This is a genomic window from Paenibacillus chitinolyticus (genome assembly GCF_045038035.1).
Classification (GTDB): domain Bacteria; phylum Bacillota; class Bacilli; order Paenibacillales; family NBRC-103111; genus Paenibacillus_F; species Paenibacillus_F chitinolyticus_A.
Genome location: NZ_CP173427.1, coordinates 1667927 through 1685490, shown reverse-complemented (window position 1 = coordinate 1685490; position 17564 = coordinate 1667927). Strand labels below are relative to the sequence as shown.

Annotated in this window: 24 protein-coding genes; 1 reads left to right on the top strand and 23 read right to left on the bottom strand. The window is 54.7% G+C overall.

What is annotated here, in order from left to right; genetic code table 11:
• Window positions 1-26 precede the first annotated feature (26 nt).
• The 6 genes from ACI48J_RS07710 to ACI48J_RS07685 form a co-directional block, all read right to left on the bottom strand.
• Window positions 27-803, bottom strand: coding sequence for a GNAT family N-acetyltransferase (locus ACI48J_RS07710; protein WP_405082358.1), 777 nt, complete (start codon window positions 801-803; stop codon window positions 27-29).
• A gap of 60 nt (window positions 804-863) precedes the next feature.
• A complete protein-coding gene (locus ACI48J_RS07705; protein WP_405082357.1) occupies window positions 864-1460 on the bottom strand; it encodes a DUF1572 family protein in 597 nt (198 codons plus the stop codon).
• A 14-nt stretch (window positions 1461-1474) separates the two neighbouring features.
• Window positions 1475-1633, bottom strand: coding sequence for a hypothetical protein (locus tag ACI48J_RS07700; RefSeq protein ID WP_326051429.1), 159 nt, complete (start codon window positions 1631-1633; stop codon window positions 1475-1477).
• 66 nt (window positions 1634-1699) lie between these two features.
• A complete protein-coding gene (locus ACI48J_RS07695) occupies window positions 1700-2224 on the bottom strand; it encodes a GrpB family protein (protein WP_405082356.1) in 525 nt (174 codons plus the stop codon).
• A 181-nt stretch (window positions 2225-2405) separates the two neighbouring features.
• Window positions 2406-2735, bottom strand: coding sequence for a DUF962 domain-containing protein (locus tag ACI48J_RS07690; protein WP_405082355.1), 330 nt, complete (start codon window positions 2733-2735; stop codon window positions 2406-2408).
• Window positions 2736-2934: 199 nt separating this feature from the next.
• On the bottom strand, window positions 2935-4566 hold the full coding sequence (locus ACI48J_RS07685) for an alkaline phosphatase (protein ID WP_405082354.1): 1632 nt from the start codon (window positions 4564-4566) through the stop codon (window positions 2935-2937).
• Between the two features lie 228 nt (window positions 4567-4794).
• Here ACI48J_RS07685 and ACI48J_RS07680 point away from each other — a divergent pair, with 228 nt between their 5' ends.
• A complete protein-coding gene (locus ACI48J_RS07680) occupies window positions 4795-5634 on the top strand; it encodes a helix-turn-helix domain-containing protein (RefSeq protein WP_405082353.1) in 840 nt (279 codons plus the stop codon).
• A 136-nt stretch (window positions 5635-5770) separates the two neighbouring features.
• On the opposite strand, the gene ACI48J_RS07675 is transcribed toward ACI48J_RS07680, so the two are convergent.
• From ACI48J_RS07675 to ACI48J_RS07595, 17 genes are all read right to left on the bottom strand, one after another.
• The gene (locus tag ACI48J_RS07675) at window positions 5771-6757 is read right to left on the bottom strand and encodes an aldo/keto reductase (RefSeq protein ID WP_405082352.1); all 987 of its coding nucleotides are present in this window, start codon (window positions 6755-6757) and stop codon (window positions 5771-5773) included.
• A 36-nt stretch (window positions 6758-6793) separates the two neighbouring features.
• Complete coding sequence (locus ACI48J_RS07670) at window positions 6794-7363, bottom strand: GNAT family N-acetyltransferase (protein WP_405082351.1); 570 nt, start codon at window positions 7361-7363, stop codon at window positions 6794-6796.
• Between the two features lie 38 nt (window positions 7364-7401).
• Window positions 7402-7974 (bottom strand): histidine phosphatase family protein, encoded by a 573-nt coding sequence (locus ACI48J_RS07665; RefSeq protein WP_326051440.1) that lies wholly within the window; start codon window positions 7972-7974, stop codon window positions 7402-7404.
• 30 nt (window positions 7975-8004) lie between these two features.
• Window positions 8005-8286, bottom strand: a complete 282-nt coding sequence (locus ACI48J_RS07660; RefSeq protein WP_405082350.1) for a hypothetical protein — start codon at window positions 8284-8286, stop codon at window positions 8005-8007.
• A 201-nt stretch (window positions 8287-8487) separates the two neighbouring features.
• Window positions 8488-9009, bottom strand: coding sequence for a DinB family protein (locus ACI48J_RS07655; RefSeq protein WP_405082349.1), 522 nt, complete (start codon window positions 9007-9009; stop codon window positions 8488-8490).
• Between the two features lie 5 nt (window positions 9010-9014).
• Window positions 9015-9470 carry a GNAT family N-acetyltransferase gene (locus ACI48J_RS07650; RefSeq protein ID WP_405082348.1) on the bottom strand — a complete coding sequence of 152 codons (456 nt, stop codon included), beginning with the start codon at window positions 9468-9470 and terminating at the stop codon, window positions 9015-9017.
• A 377-nt stretch (window positions 9471-9847) separates the two neighbouring features.
• A complete protein-coding gene (locus tag ACI48J_RS07645; RefSeq protein ID WP_405082347.1) occupies window positions 9848-10051 on the bottom strand; it encodes a hypothetical protein in 204 nt (67 codons plus the stop codon).
• Window positions 10052-10099: 48 nt separating this feature from the next.
• Window positions 10100-10582: a tetratricopeptide repeat protein gene (locus ACI48J_RS07640; RefSeq protein WP_317952767.1), complete on the bottom strand. Its 483-nt coding sequence runs from the start codon at window positions 10580-10582 to the stop codon at window positions 10100-10102.
• Window positions 10583-10618: 36 nt separating this feature from the next.
• Entirely contained in the window at window positions 10619-11098 is a 480-nt protein-coding gene (locus ACI48J_RS07635; protein WP_405082346.1) for a GNAT family N-acetyltransferase, read from the bottom strand.
• Between the two features lie 11 nt (window positions 11099-11109).
• Entirely contained in the window at window positions 11110-11619 is a 510-nt protein-coding gene (locus ACI48J_RS07630; RefSeq protein ID WP_326051449.1) for a GNAT family N-acetyltransferase, read from the bottom strand.
• A 67-nt stretch (window positions 11620-11686) separates the two neighbouring features.
• Window positions 11687-12688 (bottom strand): phosphotransferase enzyme family protein, encoded by a 1002-nt coding sequence (locus ACI48J_RS07625; RefSeq protein ID WP_405082345.1) that lies wholly within the window; start codon window positions 12686-12688, stop codon window positions 11687-11689.
• Between the two features lie 165 nt (window positions 12689-12853).
• On the bottom strand, window positions 12854-13312 hold the full coding sequence (locus tag ACI48J_RS07620; RefSeq protein ID WP_405082344.1) for a transporter: 459 nt from the start codon (window positions 13310-13312) through the stop codon (window positions 12854-12856).
• 85 nt (window positions 13313-13397) lie between these two features.
• Window positions 13398-14426 (bottom strand): serine hydrolase domain-containing protein, encoded by a 1029-nt coding sequence (locus tag ACI48J_RS07615; RefSeq protein ID WP_405082343.1) that lies wholly within the window; start codon window positions 14424-14426, stop codon window positions 13398-13400.
• 222 nt (window positions 14427-14648) lie between these two features.
• Window positions 14649-14825 (bottom strand): YHYH domain-containing protein, encoded by a 177-nt coding sequence (locus ACI48J_RS07610; protein ID WP_326051454.1) that lies wholly within the window; start codon window positions 14823-14825, stop codon window positions 14649-14651.
• 271 nt (window positions 14826-15096) lie between these two features.
• Window positions 15097-15816 (bottom strand): stalk domain-containing protein, encoded by a 720-nt coding sequence (locus tag ACI48J_RS07605; protein WP_405082342.1) that lies wholly within the window; start codon window positions 15814-15816, stop codon window positions 15097-15099.
• A gap of 148 nt (window positions 15817-15964) precedes the next feature.
• On the bottom strand, window positions 15965-16546 hold the full coding sequence (locus tag ACI48J_RS07600) for a DJ-1/PfpI family protein (protein WP_405082341.1): 582 nt from the start codon (window positions 16544-16546) through the stop codon (window positions 15965-15967).
• Between the two features lie 304 nt (window positions 16547-16850).
• Window positions 16851-17549, bottom strand: a complete 699-nt coding sequence (locus tag ACI48J_RS07595; protein ID WP_405082340.1) for a cysteine hydrolase family protein — start codon at window positions 17547-17549, stop codon at window positions 16851-16853.
• Between the last annotated feature and the right edge of the window lie 15 nt (window positions 17550-17564).

The window sequence follows — 17564 nt, the reverse complement described above, 5'->3', positions numbered from 1 at the left end:
GGGACAACGGCGGCAGTATCATCCGCCTAATCCTGCAGGGAGAAAACCTCATAAGATCCGGCATAGATCAGCCCCAATTTCTCCGCAAGCCCCTTGGATTTCAAATTTGCCGCATCCCAGCTCGGATACAGATTGTGCTCCAGGCAGTGCAGCAGAAACGCGGCCGCAACCCGGGTCGCCAGGCCGAACTTTCGGTAGTCCGGGTGTGTCATAATGCCGATTTCCACGCCCGTACGGCATACCATCGCGGTCGTGCAGGCGGCCGCGACTTCGCCTTCCGCGCGGATGCAGTAGCCGAACCCGGTCTCTATAAATTGTTCCGCCGTGTCGTAATTCACGAAGTGATAGTGCTGGAGAGGGTCGCCGAACATGTCCCGCGCCAGCTCCGGCGTGATCTTTTCCACTATGTAATCGGGATGCTCCGCCAGCTCCTTCAAAGGGCCGGGCCTCAGCGACTCCGGGGAAAACATGTACCGCTCGCCGCGGGTCAGCTTGCCGCCGTGGATGCTCCGTGCCCGCTCCACCCAGCCTGGGGATGAAGGCATGATATAGCAGTGCGCGGGAAGCTCCTCCAGCCATCGCTCGGCGGAAGGGCCCGCGGAATCACCGGCGAAATAGGCGAAGCTCCCCTGATTGATCTGCGCGCTCGAAGGATTCGTCAAGGAATCGACGCAGATCCGGATCTCTCCGCCGGCCTGGCCTTCCAGCACGCTGTCTATACAGACGTCCACCCGGGGGACCTCTTCAAACAGTTTTGTCAGATGCGGCCTTATGGCGGCGTTTACTTTTGTCATCGTGTACATGGCCTTGATTTGTCTCCAGTCTGTGTCCGTCGTGATGCCGCTCCGGTTGCCGGAGCCGTTTTATTGCATGCTGTCCGTGTTGGCGGACAATCTTTTCATTTCTTCATCGGTAAAATTTTGGACCGATTTCTGTTTGGCGAATTTTTCGCTGTTGTATTGCGCGGATTTGTTTCTCGGAATGGACAAGCTGTTCCATTCTTCTTTTTTGAGCAGCTTGGCCGCATAGACGATCTGCCCGACGTGGTAAGGATAGTGGGCCAGCTGCCGGTTAATGGCTTCGATCACGGTATGGCCTTCGTTGCGGATATAAATAATCTGCTCCAATTGACCCGGACTCAAGGAATCCAGCGCGTGGAATAAACAGTTCCAGCCTTCGTTCCACTTGTCCAGAAGCTGCTCTTTGTCCGAAAGGCTGTGCCCGAATTCGGCGTCGCGGTCGCGCCAGTCTTTTTCCCCGTCCGTCGTAAGAAAATCGGTCCAGCGGGAAAGCATATTCCCGCCCAGATGAGCCACTATCGTCGCAATGCTGTTCGTGTCTTCGTTGTAAGCCGTAAACAACTGCTCCGGCTCCAGCTGGTCCATCGCTTTCTCCCCGAGTGTTTTGTAGTAGAGAAATTGTTTGCGCACACTTTCCAGATAAGTCTGATTCGCACTCATTTCGGTCACCCCGGTTATTTATTTTTTTTCGACGCGGCCCAGAAAGCCAGCACGACCAGCGGAATCGCGATGATCCACGGAATCGTAACCGTCCCTCCGACAAGCAAAGCGAAAACCATAAGAACCACTATACCCAAAATAATATACAGGCAACCTCTGCCGAATGTCTCCATCGTACCGCCCAGCCTCCCTGGTCTCCCTCTGCCGGTTCCTCGGATGCTGCTGTTGCCCCTGCTGCTCTATTCCTTGTAGAGAGTCTTGTTTAAAATATCCCGGACAAAACCGGTTTTCTTCTCACAGTATGTATCTCTATCATAGCGGAATTCGGCCGCCAAATCTTCCTTAAGCCGCTGATACCGCTCCCGTGCCGCAGGATGAGCACGCAAATAATCGCGAAAAGCGATATGCTCCAGATAGCCGCGCCCGTCCTTGGGACAAACGTAGAGATGATAAGCCATAAAGCCGTCCTCGTACGTCCGTTTGAACGCTTCCCGGCCCTCTACGCCCAGATTGCCCTCATGCCGGAAGCCCGCTTTCCCGAGACGCTCCGCAATGGCGGGAAACACTTCATAGCTGTCCATGACGACATCAATGTCAATGACCGGTTTGGCTCCCAAGCCTTCCACCGATGTACTCCCGACATGTTCAATGGCGAGAACGAGGTCGCCGATATGCCGGTCGAGTTCGGCTCGTATGCTCTCGAAAGCGGTTTTCCACGCCGGATCATAAGGAACTATCCGGACTTCTTTCGTTTTATTCACCACGGGGATTCCCCTCCTTTCATAAACGACGAGGCCGCGTATAAACGCGTTCATTACGCCGTCCGAAACAACTCTGCCCGAGCCGGTCAGGCGGCTCCCGTCATAAGCGTTCGCCGCATACCAGCCGCAAGATCTCGTATCGTGGAGCTGCCGTGCGGACAGTCGAAGGAAGCTGCGTCCGTTCTCATTCGGGCTTGCTCACCCACTTGCCGACAAGATCGGTCCGGGTCGCCATCTCCGCCGTCCTCAGAAAAAACCAGAGAAACCCCGTGTAAAAACCGACCAGCGGATAGCGGAAAGACGCCGGCTTGTTGCCTTCGAAATAAAAGTGCCCGGTCCAAGCTAACGCATAATGAAAGACGGCAAGCGCCAAGGTGAGCCGGATGTCGACCCACAGAAAGACCCAGGCCAGAAATGCAGCCAGGAACGCGAAATAATGCAGCGTCCGGTTTACCGGATTCCGGTGCTCCTCCAAATAACTTTTCATATCCCGTCTGATGCGCCCCAAGTTCATCCCGCGTCTGCCCCTCCCGTTCCGTGACGATCCCCCGCTGCTTTGCTCCCTGTCTTTCTACTTTACCATTTAACGGTCCCATCAGGGTATATTTTCCTTCCTAGCCTGTCCGCCCCGCAAATAACGGCAAAAGAAAAATCCGCAGCGGGTGCGGATTTCCATAAAAGATCGGCCGGAAAAGAATTTTTGATCCAAGCAGTTATTCAATCAAAGCCGCCGCGTTGCGCGACACCCACACTTTATTTTTTATCAGCAGGGTAGGCGTACTCAGCTTTATCGTCTTGCCGCCGGTCAAGGCAATGTTTTTGTCCACCGGGAGCTTAATCGTCTTCGTTCCTTTCGTCACCGCGACGACCGGGTTTTCCTTATCGGATCTGTCTACGGTCACTTTGGCTCCCTTGGCCTCCAGGTCACTTGCCGGAAGGAACAGCTTGTTTTCCAGCGCGGGCAGGTCCAGTCCCAAGATCAGTTGAAGGTATTTTCCGACGTCCGTGTTCTCGACCACGCCGCTTCCGGCATAATCCGTAGGGAAAAAATCGTTCGGGTGATAGGCGAACAGTCCGACCTCTTCCGAGGTATGATCTCCCGTGGAGAACGAAACGCCCGCCCGCTGGCCCAGTATGCCCCCGATAACCGGGGAGAGATTGTCTTTCAACCCTTTCTTGACGGCTTCCTCTTCTTCCTTCGTCAGATCGGAAAGCCCGTATTCCTCCTCGAGCATCTTCTTGTAGTTGGACTCGTTAATTCTGCCTTCCAGCCCGTAGCTCGTATGTTTGGCCTTCGTAAAGACAGGCTGAAGATCCTTCATCGTGTCATAGTTGGTCATATTGACTCCGCCCGTGGCATGATCGGATACCGAAATAACGGCGGTGTTTCCGTCTTTTTTGGCAAAATCAATCGCCGCTTTCAGGGCACGGTCAAAAGCCTGTGTTTCGGTAACGATGCCGACCGGGTCGTTGTCGTGTCCGAACCAGTCGATTTGGCTCGCTTCTACCATCAGGAAAAAGCCGTTTTCGTTCGAAGAAAGCTTATTGGCCGCGATCGTCGTCATTTCCGCCAGGGTAGGCTGCTTCTGCGGGTCCAGGTCAAGATCGGCGTCGAGCGCCCCCTCGTTAAAAAGGCCCCAGATCTTGTTCGTCTGCGAACTGAGCAGATCAATACGGCTCGTCGCATATTCGTACCCGTTTGCTTTCAGCACTTTGGTGAGATCTTCCCCGTCCTTGCGGTTGATTTCTTTATCGCCCGGCACGAGATAACCCGATCCGCCTCCCAGCACGAGATCGACGCCGCTGTATACCATCTGCTCCGCGATGGAATGAGCGTTGTCGCGGCTTTCCGCATGGCTGGCGAAAACCGCCGGCGTAGCGTCCGTAAGCTCGCACGTGAACACAAGTCCCGTGCCCTTGCCCTTCAGGCGGGCCGCTTCCAGGAGTGTCGGCAGAGGCTTGGCCGCTTCCTGTTCGCGGGGCTTGTCGATGAACGGCATCGTGACCTTATCCGGCGAGATCGATACCGTCTCGCTCTTCACTTTATGACCGGTGGCATAAGCCGACGCGCCCGCAGCCGAGTCCGTCGTCAGCGAATCCGACGCGTACGTCCGGACGAGCCCCTTGAAATAAGCGTCCATTTCCAAAGGCTTGCCGCCCTGGACCCATCTCGTCAAATTCACGTCCGACAAGCTCATGCCGTCCGTAATAAACAAAATCACGTTTTTGACTTCTTTCTTCTCCGCCGGCAAAGCACGGCCTGACTGCGCATGTCCCGTACCGCCCCCCAGACTGCCGCACAGCAGAGCCGAAGTCAGAAGCATCCCGAGCATCTTTTTAGCCATTTTTTACCTCCTGAACAGTTATGTAGAAAGTTTACTCTTTCATTTTAAGGGAATATCGGTTTGTTTTCTGTACATATCCTCTAGTAAGGAGAAAAACCCGCCTTATTTTGCTGTTCTTTTTTTGTTCATTTTTTTGTTTTTTATGTGATTTGGGCCGAAAGGGTTAAAAAGAAGCCGGGGCACGCGCTAAACTGAATAGGACACCCACGGAGCGAGGAGGAGTTCATCTTGAAAAACGTCTGTTACGACTGCGATTCTCTGCATATCAGCCGCAAGGAGCTCGCTTACACGAGTATGCCGTCGCGCCACACCCACGATGCTTTCGAAATTATGTATCTCGTATCCGGTCAATTGTATTATTTTATCGGGGACAAAACGTACCAGGTCGTAGGCGGCGTACTCCTGTTCATCAACGCCAATGTGCCGCATCAGTTAGTCAACGCGGGCGAGGCTATTTTCGAGCGCGTTACGCTGCTGTTCAAAGAGGAGTTTTTGCATGATTTTTTCCGTCTGAATGACGGCGGGGAACTTCTGTCCTTTTTCTCCGCGGACTTCCATGCCGTTAACCTTTCCGGATATGAGCAGACCTTTACGGAGGAGCTTTTTCATAAAATGCTCCACGAAGGCGTCCGCAAGCAGATCGGGTTCGAGCAGTATCAGAAAGTGCTGCTGATGGAGCTGCTGCTGTTTATGAACCGCAAGGTGCGCGACGCGGAGCGGGAGCAGGCAGGGAGCGGCGCAGCGCCCACCCACAAAAAGATTTACGCCCTCGTGGAGTACATAAACAGCCGCTTTTACGAGCGGCTTACGCTGGAAGATCTGTCGCAAACGTTCGAAATCAGCCCTTCCCATCTCAGTCGTACCTTTAAAGAAGTGACCGGCTATACCGCAATCGAATATATCAACACCGTCCGGATCAAAAAAGCGTGCACACTGCTCAAGGAAACAAGCTGGAAGGTGCTCGAAATCTGCGAACGCGTCGGTTTTGACAGCTTGACTCATTTCGGCAGAACCTTCAAGCAGATGACAGGCTGCTCGCCCGTCCGTTACCGCCGCAGGCAGCCGTGAGCGGCAGGGAGCCGGGCGGGCACGGCAAATAATCCGCCGGATTCCGGCGGATTGGAAGGCGGCCCCGTTTGGCGCCGGGGCGGGCCGCTGGCGGCGGGGGCAGTGGCCCGCAGCGCCAAGGCTTCGCGTCAATCACCTAGAGATTGACGCTCTTCATGCTCGCTTCCGGGTATCTGGCGCCGGAAGCCGCTCCCTTAGGCGCCGCCTCGTCGATGCGGGCGGCTTCTTCCGCGTTCAGGCCGACGGCGAGGGCCTGAACGTTCTCCTCCAGATACACGGCGCGCTTCGTGCCGGGAATCGGGACAATGTCTTCGCCCTGCGCCAGCAGCCAGGCCAGCGCCAACTGGGAAGGCCGGCAGCCCTTCTCGCGGGCGATTTCCTCGATCCGCTTCACGAGATCGAGATTTCTCTGGAAGTTATCGCCCTGAAAACGGGGCGAGTTGCGGCGGTAATCGTCCTCCGCCAAATCTTCAAACGTCCGGATTTGTCCCGTGAGAAACCCTCTTCCGAGAGGACTGTACGGGACGAATCCGATGCCGAGCTCGCGGACGACCGGCAGGATCTCGTCCTCCACGTCCCGGCTCCACAGCGAGTATTCCGTCTGCAGCGCCGTGACGGGATGAACCGCGTGAGCGCGGCGGATCGTTGCGGGAGCGGCCTCGGACAGGCCGATGTAGCGGACCTTGCCGGCGCGGACCAGCTCGGCCATGGCGCCGACCGTCTCTTCTATCGGGGTATCGGGGTCTACCCGGTGCTGATAGTAGAGGTCGATGTAGTCGGTGCCGAGCCGGCGCAGGCTCGCGTCGCAGGCTTCCCGGACATATTCCGGGCGGCCGCTCACGCCGAGGAAAGCCCCGTCCGGACTGCGCATATTGCCGAATTTGGTGGCGATGACCGCCTCGCTGCGGCGGCCCTTCAGGGCTTGTCCGAGCAGTTCCTCGTTTCGGCCTACCCCGTACATGTCGGCCGTATCCAGAAACGTCACTCCAAGTTCGAGAGCGCGGTGAATCGTTCGAACGGATTCGGCTTCGTCCCGTCCGCTGTAAAAATCCGACATGCCCATACATCCCAAACCGATTGCGGACACTGTCAGTCCGCCGCTTCCAAGTTTTCTCTGTTCCATCCCAGATTCCACCTTTCCCGTTTTCCTGAAATAATGTCAGTGATTCATAAAAGGCTGGATCTCCGCCTTGCCGGCGTGCAGATTATAGAACGAATCCAGCCGCAGGTCCTTGACCAGATACAGGAGGAGGTCATCGTCCACGCGGACCATCTCTCCGGCGGCCGCCTCCCGGTTGCCCGACATGAGGCCGTTGCCGTCCGGGACGTACCCTCTCCTGCAGTAAATCCTCTGCGCCGCCCCGTAGTCTTTGTAAAGTCCGACCCCCAGCCCGATCCGGTGAAAATCTTCGCTTGCCAGCGCCTCGAACTGCTCCAGCAGTTTGGTTCCGATTCCGCTGCGGCGGTAGTCGGGAAAAACATTCAAATCATTGATTTCGGGAATCCGCCGGTCCCGGAAATACGCATACTCCGATTCCACCTTCAAATGGCCGCAGCCGACCAGCGTCTCTTCCACGAAAGCGAGCAGGGTGACACGGGCGCCCAGCACATTTTCATGAAGGCACTGATCGTAGTAGGCGGCCTCCCGGTGCAGCCCGTGCTTGCGGAAAGCCTGCATCCACATCACCTTAAGCTCCTCGCTGTCGAGCGGCTTGACTAAAATATTCATGCCCCCACCCTTTCCGTATCCATTGCTGCCGTCCTCTTTTATTCCAGATGCTTCGTACAGTTGTATAATCCGCAAGTCCAGTCCCGGTCATCCAGAACCAAAGTCGTAACCGACGTATTCGTTAAATGCCCGTCGTACTCGGAATCGGGTAGCAAATGTTTGAGCATCGTGCGGATAAAGGAGCCGTGGCTGACGATCAAAATCCTTTTGCCCTTGTGTCTGCCCAAAACCTCGTCCAGAAAAGAGCGGCCCCGGGCTATGACGCTTTCCGGCTTTTCTATGCCCAAGTCAAGCTCTCTCCAGCCCGCACCCCACTTCGCGATACGTTCCTGTTCGGTTGTTCCTTCGATTTCTCCCCCTCCCGCTTCACGGATTCTTTCGTCGCTCCACACCGGAATTCCGGCCCGGCCGCCGATTTTGTCCGCCGTCTGTTTTGCCCGGATCAATTGGCTCGAATATATATAGTCCCACTTCTCCGGCCTGATCCGTTCCGCCAGCTTTTCCGCGTCGGCCAGCCCATCTTCGTCGAGCGGGATATCGGAGCTTCCCTGCGCTCTTCCTTCTTTGTTCCAATGTGTGCTGCCGTGCCTAATAAATCCGATTGTCGTCATGTATACCGCTTCCTTTCCCGGTTTAACAAATTATCCTTCCCGGACCAGCCATGTCTTCGCAACCTCGGGATCGCTGAAAAAAGAGACAGGGCGTTTTAAAGGCGGATCGAGCCTGTTCAGCCTTTTCTTTAATTTGAGCTTGCTGCCGAAGGAACAGCCCACGAGGGTCAGCTTGTAAATATGCCCGTTAAGACGACCGATATGGTCGACAAAAGCCGCGATAATGTCATCGCTCAGCCGCGTTTCGTAGAAATCGACCCAAATTCTCAATTCCTGGCTACTCTGCCCGATAAATTGTTCTTCCTCCAGCATCAGCCTTAACTGTCCCGCTTCATCTTGGAAGAAGCTTCCGTACTTTAAGCAGTGGATCTCGCCCCCCGTTAAGCTCCTCTGCTCTTCGGCCTGCGGAATAAAAAAGACGAGAAAACCTGCTGTCTCTTAGGTTTAGTCGTCCGGTCTTTGCCTGAAAGTATTTTCGGTCGTGCGATCAAGAAAACTTTGCCGTAAATCAGCTTACTTGGCCCGCAGGTATCTCTCCTGAACTATCCGGATATGATGCCGCTCGTGCCCGGCTATGATCGCGGCGAGCGCTCTGGCGGATATGGGGCCGTTATTGGCCGTTCCGGTCCGGAGCCAAGCCTCTTCCGTTATGCCCCGCAGCAAGGTCAGCGTGGAGCAGCGGACGGCGGAGTAATCCTTGAGAATGTCGGACAGGCTGCTTGCCGCAAAAGACGCCCCCGCCACATACTCATTCTCGTCATAACCCGGGAGCGGCGTCCGGTCCCCTCTCGCGATACAGAGCATGCGATAGGCCATGATCCGTTCCGTATCGGCCACATGGCCCAGTACTTCTTTGATGCTCCACTTGCCCGGAGCGTATCTGTGATCTCCCGTTTCTTCCGTAAGGGACTGCACCAGTTCGGTCGTGGATTGAAGCTGTTCGACCAGAATCTCGGCAAGATTGCCCTCCTGAACCAGCTTAACGTAAGTTTCGTAGTACGCCGGATATTCTCCAAGCGGCGGTTTTGTAAGCATTGGACTCACTCCTTTTTGAACTCCGGCCCGGTCAAATGTTTGACAAATCGGTAGCCGTTTACCTCATAACCCGATTCCTTGTAAAAGGAGTGGGCTCCAGCCCGTTTAACGCCCGAAACAAGCCAGCTTCCCTTGCAATCATGGCGAATGGCCAGCTGTTCGGCGTAATTTATGAGAATCCGGCCGATCCCTCTTCCTCTTTCCTCTTCGTCGACGACAATCGCGGAAATTTCCCCATAACGGGACACCTCTTCCAGATTCTCGCGGATTCTGAATCCGAGCGCTGCCCGCACCCGCCCGTTTTGCTCATAAACGTGCAAAGAATCGAAGGGGCTGCGCGCCACGAATTCCAGACGGTTTGCCATATCCGCTACGGTGACTTCCCGGCCGCTCAGCTGCGACATAAGCCCGCTCAGCACAAGGCAGTCCCGCTCTTCCGCTTCCCGGATGATGTAAGCCATGCCGTCCTCCCTCTACTCCCCGTTTTCTTCAAAAATCCATTTCTCTCCGAATCCTCTTCCGTTCCCTGCGGGAGACTTGTCATGGATGTCATTCATAGTGTTGACTCCCCGGTACCAAGTTTACGGAACACCATAGCGAGAACCAGTCCGGTAACAAGCACGAGTACAAAAACGATTGTCAAAGCTGTCAACATCCGGCCCCTTCGCTCCTTTTCACAACATCAAATCCGGACGCATACGGGCTGAGGTCCGCGCAGGGATGCAGGGGTTGTTTGCTTTCTGCCGTGCACCTGTACTAGGATCGTACGCAAATCTCCGGCATTTGTTTCGCTGCCGTCTATAATTCCGCAAAACGGCCCGATGGAGAGGCGCGCCTTTTATTCCCCCGGAGGACCGGGAGGCCGGTCCTTCTCCGAAGCCATGCGGTTCAGCGTCTCGTATATTTTGCGCAGATAGGCCGTAATCGTGATCAGGCTCATCAGAATGAACCCGAGCATAATGAACGTTACGACTTCCCCGGTAAAAAAAGAGACGACGGCCAGCACGACGACAAGAACGGTATGGATGACGTTGTTTGTCAAGCTGCCAGCTCCTTTTCGTTGTATGCTTCTTCTATTTCAATCTGCGGTTCACTTCCAAACCCGATCTAATTTGTCGGCATAAAAAAGAATGGCTTTTTTATATGAAGCGATTCCTTCGTCCCCGCTCGTTTCGCCCAACTGCCGGAGCATAAGCTCCATGGCCTGCGCGTGTTCTCCCAGGTTATACAGCGTCATCGCGTAAAAAACCTGAAATTCCCGGGCTTCCGGGTATTCCCGAATTGCCTGACGAAAGCACGTTCGGGCCGATTCGTACTCGCCCAGCGTCCGGTAAGTGCTGCCGAGTCCGAGCCAGGCGCCCCGTCTCTCTTCGTCCGCGAGGCCAAGCTCCAGCGCCTTCGCATAAAAAGGCGCGGCTTCCTTTTCCAGTCCCATGGCGTCATGAATCCAGGCGCACTGGTACCAATTGGATGGAACGAGCGGCTCTTCCCGGACAAGATCCAGCAGCAAAGTCTGTGCTTCCGCATGCCGTCCCGCTTCTCTCAGCCGGATGGCTTCTTCCAGCTTAGTCATGGTCCTCTTCCCCCCGGTTGTGGTTCCAACCGCCGGCTATTTAAGCCGGGGGCGGATGCTTTTATCGAAAACGCGCTGGGTTTTGACCGGCTCGAATCCCATCTGCTCATAGAACGAAACCGCGTCCTGCCGGTTTACGTTCATCCTGACGCGCAGCCGGCCGATTGCGGCGGAGCTTGTCCATTCCCCGCATCGTTTTACGAGTGTCCGTCCGATTCCCTGTCCCCTGAATTTCCGGTCCACGATTAGTCCCGCGATTTCGGCGAAAGGCTCGGACTCCAGCGAACAGCGGGCATGGGCGTGGATCCAGCCGATGACCTCTCCTTCGTATTCCGCCGTGAGTATGACGTGATCGGGCAGAGTCAGGATGTATTGGAGCCGCTCCGCAAGCCCGTTTTCATCGGCGGGATAGCCAAGCTGAGCGGACAGCCGGGCCATTCCGGGAGCATCCGGGACAACCGCTTTTCTGTAGATAACGTCCCCGCTGTTGGTTATTGAAGCCTCAAGTTGGGTCATGAAGGTCTCTCCTAGATCAGCTTGTAATAAAAGATCGTCGTGTGCAGGCTCCCGTCGGACGATTTGGCGAAATGCGGGATGCGGCCCGCCTCCACATACCCGAATGACTTGTACAGCTTGTTGGACGCGTCTCCTTCACGGGTATCCAGCACCAGAAGCGACCTGCCCTCCTCCGCCGCCGTTTTCTCCAAAGCCTGCATCAGCATATGAGCGACGCCCTTTCTGCGGTATTCGGGATGAACCATCAGCTTGACGACTTCCGCCCGGTGCGCGGCGTTTCTTTTCATCGCCAGGTGAAGCTGGACGGTCCCGACAATTTTGCCGTCGCATACGGCGTTCCAGGCCAATACGCCGGGTTCTATTACTTTTTTCCAGTAAGTGTTCGCGTCCTCCCAGCTTAACGGCGGCAAAAATCCGATCGAAGCTCCATCCTCCACTACCCGGATCAGAAGCTCGGTCAAATCGTTCAGAACGCCCGCCTCCATCGATTCCAGCTCATGAATCGTCACTCCATGTGTCATAGTCGTGAACCTCCTTGCGGCCTTCGGCCGTGTATTTTGGCGTGATGCATGCGTATTTCCGTTCCATCTACAAAGTATAAAAAAGGCTACGGTCCTCGAGAAAAGGAACGCAGTAATTTTTGCAAAAAGCAGGCATCCTCTCTTTCATCCACGGATGCTTGTCGGGATTATGTAAGTGAAACGAATAAAAACCGAAAATCGACAGAAGCATAAACCCCTCCAACAGATCGAGCCGCTCCGTAACGGCGCCGGGCCGGACAAGCGAGTAGCCCTCCAGCACGGAATCCCTCAACTCCATTTTCATGGTGAGCGCGCAGCCCGCCAGATCATATCCGTAATACCCGTGCCCGAACAGACAGAAATCAATGAGCGAAAAGCCCTGCTCCGTCACGATCAGATTGCCTTTATTGATATCGGCGTGAATCAGTCCCCAAGTATTTCCGGACCGGCTGTGCCGTTCAAGCTTGTCCGCTATGCGCGTAAACGTCCGACCGACGATCTCGAGGTCCTCTTCCCTGAAAAGGTCCATGGACAGCCCCGACCGGATACGTGCAAGCATCTCCTCATTCTGTTCCACACCCGCGTAACGGGGTCTCCTCAATTCGGCAGCCCCGGCGTATGTTTGCGAAAATAGGTGCATGATACCAAGCTGCCGGCCGAGCCCTTTTACCATCTCCCGCGAAAATGACTCGCTATTCCCGACATCCCGGCCTTCGATCCATTCGAGGAGGGTACAAAAGATGCCGGATTGGGCGCCGGATTCCGCATCAAGGTTCACAGACGTTACCCACTCGCCCGCATGGCTTGCGACCGGTTTCTGGACCCGCATTCCCGCAGCGGTGCCAAGATCCGCCAGCCACTGCATTTCCGCATTCAGCCCTTCCTTGGAATGCTGCAGCCCGTGCAGCTTGTCCGTAACCGGTTTATGTATGCGGAGCAGGTAAGAGCGTCCCGTGGTGCCGTCCGTTACCCGGTAGGTCATGTTTTCGTTGTGCCGGATAAACTGTACGGACGGTTCACGGACCGGGTAAGCGGCCAGAATAGCGGACAGCGGGGCCTTTTTATTCATGAATGTTCTCCTTTTCCATCGGTTCTTCTGTATGTCCCTTCCATATATACCTTCGATGTGCACATTCGCCTTCCTCTTTCCGGGTCATAAAAAAAGAGGATATCCGAATCGGTAAAATTCGCATATCCTTCCTAATTGTACTACCGTCTGAGGGCCCGCTAAGTTTTAGAAACAAGTGTACGAGCTGATCCGCCGCAGATCGATTCCGAAATAGACCCATCTGAACCCCGTCCACCGGAAGCCGGCCACCGAAGTACGGCCGACAAAAGTCGGGAAGTACCAGAACCGCGAGCCGTCATTCAGCCAGATGAACGTATTGCGGAACAGACAGCCGACGATGCCGCCCGGGTCAACCGCAAAGGGAGTCACCTGGGGCTCGAACTGTGGAGGGGGCGCCGTCGGCCCCTGCTGGCCGGGGCCCCCTCCCGGGAATCCCGGAGGCCCCGGAGGCGGAGGCATGCCCGGTCCCGGCTGGCCCGGAAACGGGAAGAACGGCCCTTGGCCCGGTCCGACTCCCGGTGACGGAAAGAACGGCCCGGTCGTGCCGAACGATCTCTCGCCGTCTTGAGTCGCCTGACTTCCTTGCGGCTGTGTATACGATCCTTGAGGGAAGAAAAATCCCATGCTGCTTTCACTCCTCTTCCTTAAGTAGGCTCCTATACTGTATGCCGGGACGGATGCCGGGGACTGGGCGGAAGCGGATTAAAATTTACGGAGACCGGTCTGCCTGCAGGTCGATAACATTCAGGCAGGCATATACGGTGTTGCCGAACGTTCGAATGTCATCCAGATAGCTATAACCGCCGGGATTCGGCCCAGTCTGGTTATACATCCTGACTGCGACGGCTTCCTTCTCCGGTATAACAAGACAGGCGCAGCCCGTCCTTCCGAGAGATTGATAAGAACCGGCAGGAAGCTCGTGCCCCAATTCCGTCAAGGATCGCGGCCGGTCCTGCACGAACCAGAAAAATCCGTTTCGCGGCAGAGACTCCCCGAGCCCTTCCGGACTGATGATTTCGGCGGTCTGCTCCCATACCTGACGAGGGACCAGCTGCATCCCGTTCCATATGCCTTTGGACAGATGAAGCTGCCCCCAGGAAGCAAGCTCTCTGGCGCTGACAAACATGTTTACGTCTGTGCCTTCTTCGCCGGAATAAGCTTCATTCAGCCAAACGAGCCCGTCCGTTTTGTGTTTGCGCCAGCCCGTCTCCGTGAATCCGCCGGGACGGAACACCTTTTCGTTCAATAGCTGTGCAAGAGGCTTTCCGAACACTTCTCCGATCATGCGGATCAGCAGATTGACGCCCACATTATTGTAGGCCCAGTCCGCTCCGGGAGGAAATATCCGCTTTTGCGGACTAGCAAGACCGTGCGTGTGGGTGAGCAGATGCCGGATCGTCGTGCCGGCCAGCAAGGCGTCATCCGGATCGGCCATATAGGCTGAAACCGGATCATCCAGACTGCCGATCCGCCCCTCGTAAATGGCCAGAGAGACGGCGAAGCCCAGGTAGGTCTTTCTTACCGAAGCGACGTTAAATTGGGAGTCAGCCCCGACGAGACGGCTGCCGGGAGAGAAGCCGTGTGTACCCGAGTACCATTCGTTAACAACGGTTCCGCGATGCAGAACATAGACGGCGGCCGCAGAAGCTGAGATCTTTTCCTGCACGCCGAGCACATATTGATTCAGCGAAGAAAATGCATCGCTACGTTGATACTCAAGACCCTGTCCGTTACCCATTCGTATCTCCTTTCCGGACTTTTCAGCCTCTGACTCGATTAATGCTTCCCAACCTGCAATAAGAAGGAATGCTTTGTATTCAGTTCCATCCTTACAGCGGAAACTAAACAAGCCGACCCCATGCGGTGCCAGCTTGTTTTGCAGAATTTCTTTTTGTCGGTTACTTCACGGGGAATTGCTCTTCATCAAAGGAAGTTTGGTCTTGTTTCCGCAATGGGTCTGCTATTTCTTTTTGTGGTAATGGTACCCGCTGCATAAACCTTTTTGTTTAGACTTCGCCGAGCAATTGTGGCCGCCGTTTTTGTCCAATCTTCCGGGATGCGCATATGCAGATGCGGAGGTAGCCAAGAGGACGACAATCGCGACGATAAAAATAACGGTTTTTTTCAATGTTCTCACCTTATGTATACCCTATTTGCAGGGCTTAATGGAATTCTATCCCATTCTAAACCAGTTTCAAAAATCAGGATACGATTTGGCCCTACAATTTATCAATTCTTTAGAATTTTTACCGCCTCAGGCGGTCAGTTTTTCTTGCCGTAACACATACAACAGGAAGTCCTCTCGCCGGAGAACTTCCTTTATCGTCTTATTCACACTGCATTAGCTCCCAGTATCCAGTGTTATAAGGCGTAACGATAGTCTATCACAGCTGTGGAGCCTGCCTTGTTCAGTTGGTGGCAGGACTGTCATCCGATGTTCCATCCAGACCCACCACAAACAAATGTACCTTCTTGTCGGCCGGGTTCACGTAGGAGATGGAATAAAAGTGCAGCTTATCGTTTTTCCAGCCGATAAACAAATTCGCTCCGACTTTTTTGTTGTTCAAGCCTTCGTAATCGATTACGTGGTCCGGAGTCCCTTCGGGACGCTCGTATCCGGCCTCTTTGAAATAAGCCACTTTTGAAAAAGAATCGCTGCCATTTTCAACATCTCCGTTGTCAGTGGCATCTTCAAGTTTTACTTGGAGCTTGGCCGCTACTTCTTCCCGGGTCAGACCCGGCTTCAGTTTCTCTTTAATCTCGGCAATTTTTTGCGCGATCTGCTTGTCTCTGTCCGTCTCGCCGGATTGCGGTGGAGTAACAGGAGTTTCTTTGGCGGGAACGGATGTGATCGCGATCGTTTTCGTATCGTTGTTCCACTGGACTTGTCCACCCATTGCCTCCACGACCGCTTTGGCCGGAACGTAGGAAGTGCCGTCGATAATGACCGGGGCCAGCGCTTTCCCTTCCCCGTCTTTCGCGGTCCAGGCTTCATTGTCAAGCGTAATCTTAATATCCGGGTTCAGATAAGCTTCGATTTTCTCTATTCCGCCGGCGGCGTAACTCGTCGCCCCCAGCACGGCAGCTAATCCGCATGCGCCCAATAGTGTCATGTACTTCTTTTTCATGATCTTCTCTCCTTCTCCCTTGGTTTTCCGAAATGAGTGACCGCTTCCTTAAAAACAGTACAGAACTAAGTGTAGCACAATAAAACTGTTTATTTTTAACAAATTTGTTAGTTTTACTGTCCAAAATCGGTCCTTAAACAGCGCTCGTTTAAACCTCTACCATCCCGCTTCGCTCGTACGGATAGTCGATCTGTTCCTTCACTTGGTCCGCAGCTTCCCGCCCGGCGAGCATTTCGACCACATAGAGACCTACATCAATGGAAGCCGATACCCCTCCGCCCGTGACGACATGGCCGTCCTTGACGATTCTGGCCCGGACCACTTCCTTACAGTACGGTTCCAGCAGCTCGTAAGCTTTAGGATGCGTGGTTGCTTTCCGGTTCTGCAGAAACCCGGCCGCCCCGAGCAAAAGCGAACCCGTGCATACCGAAACCACGTGTTTGGCTTCCAGTCCCTGCCTCAGCCAATCCACGAACTCCGCTCGGAACCTGAGCTTTCTCGTCCCGAGACCGCCCGGAACAAACAGCAGATCATAGTCCGACAGGTCGGGTTTTATTTTGCCGGCACGGATCGTTAAGCCCTGCTCGTCTTTTACCTCGGGCGCCAGCGCGCAAATATCCCATGTCGTTTCTTTCGTCTTGTCGAACAGACGGAGCCGGTTGACGACATCGTAGAATCCGATAAAGTCCAGAAACGTGATTCCGTCAAACACGATAAACGCGATTTTCATTGCTAAACCTCCTTGCGGCTTGAAAGCTATGTAAGAACATTTAGCCGACTCGCCGGATGCTTAATTGTCATTTCATCCTGATCTGGAAAGCGAAGCATCGTTTGTAAGTAAGAGTTCGTATACTTGTGTGATGCCGATTTAATATGAAAAAAATCCATATTCATCCATGATAAATAGAATTATTTCTTCCAAAATTCGTGCAGATGGCCCTGAAGCTCGCCACCTTTTACCGTTATGTACTCAAGAAAGCTGACCCGTCGGATCTGGAAGGACGCACCGGGAATTCATGGAAAGCCGAGCCTGTTCAGGAAGCGGAAGAGGATGCCCGATCAGACGACGGACGGTTCGCAATTTGCGCCAAAGTTTGGCCGATCTCCCTGATTAAAGAAGCCGAATCATAAATCGAAATTCCGATATTTCCGATTTCCTCCTTCCCCTTCTCGTACACGCCGGATATGGCATCTTCCACCATGATCGCTTTAAAGTCGCGCTCGCTCGCCTCGTACATGCTCGTCCTAGGACAGTTCGGGAAATTGCAGCCCGTAAAAATAAGGGTGTCGATGCCCCGCTCTTTCAGGAAATTTTCCAATTTCGTGTTGTAAAAAGCTCCCCAGCGGGGTTTGTATAGGACCCACTCCCGCTCACCGATCGCCTGGATCTCTCCGCCGAGCAGCGCCTCGAACCGCAGCTCCTCCGCATGGGGCGGTTTTATCGCATCCGCGAGATCCGCGCCCCTTGTCCCGGGCGCTGCGATAGCCGCTCCCGCCTCGATCCTTTCTTTGCGGCACAGATCCGCATTGGAGCCGTCCCGCTCGTAAATCCGGATCACGTGGATAACCGGGATGCCATGGGCCCGGCATTGTTCGAGGAGGCGCCCCATAACGGGCAGCACCTCGCTCGTACCCGGAATCTCGGCGGGGGCGCCGGGTAGGCTGAAATCGTTCTGCGTGTCGATCGTCAATAACGCGCAAGTCGCTAAATTAGGCTGGATATACGTACTCATTCCTGCTCATCTCCC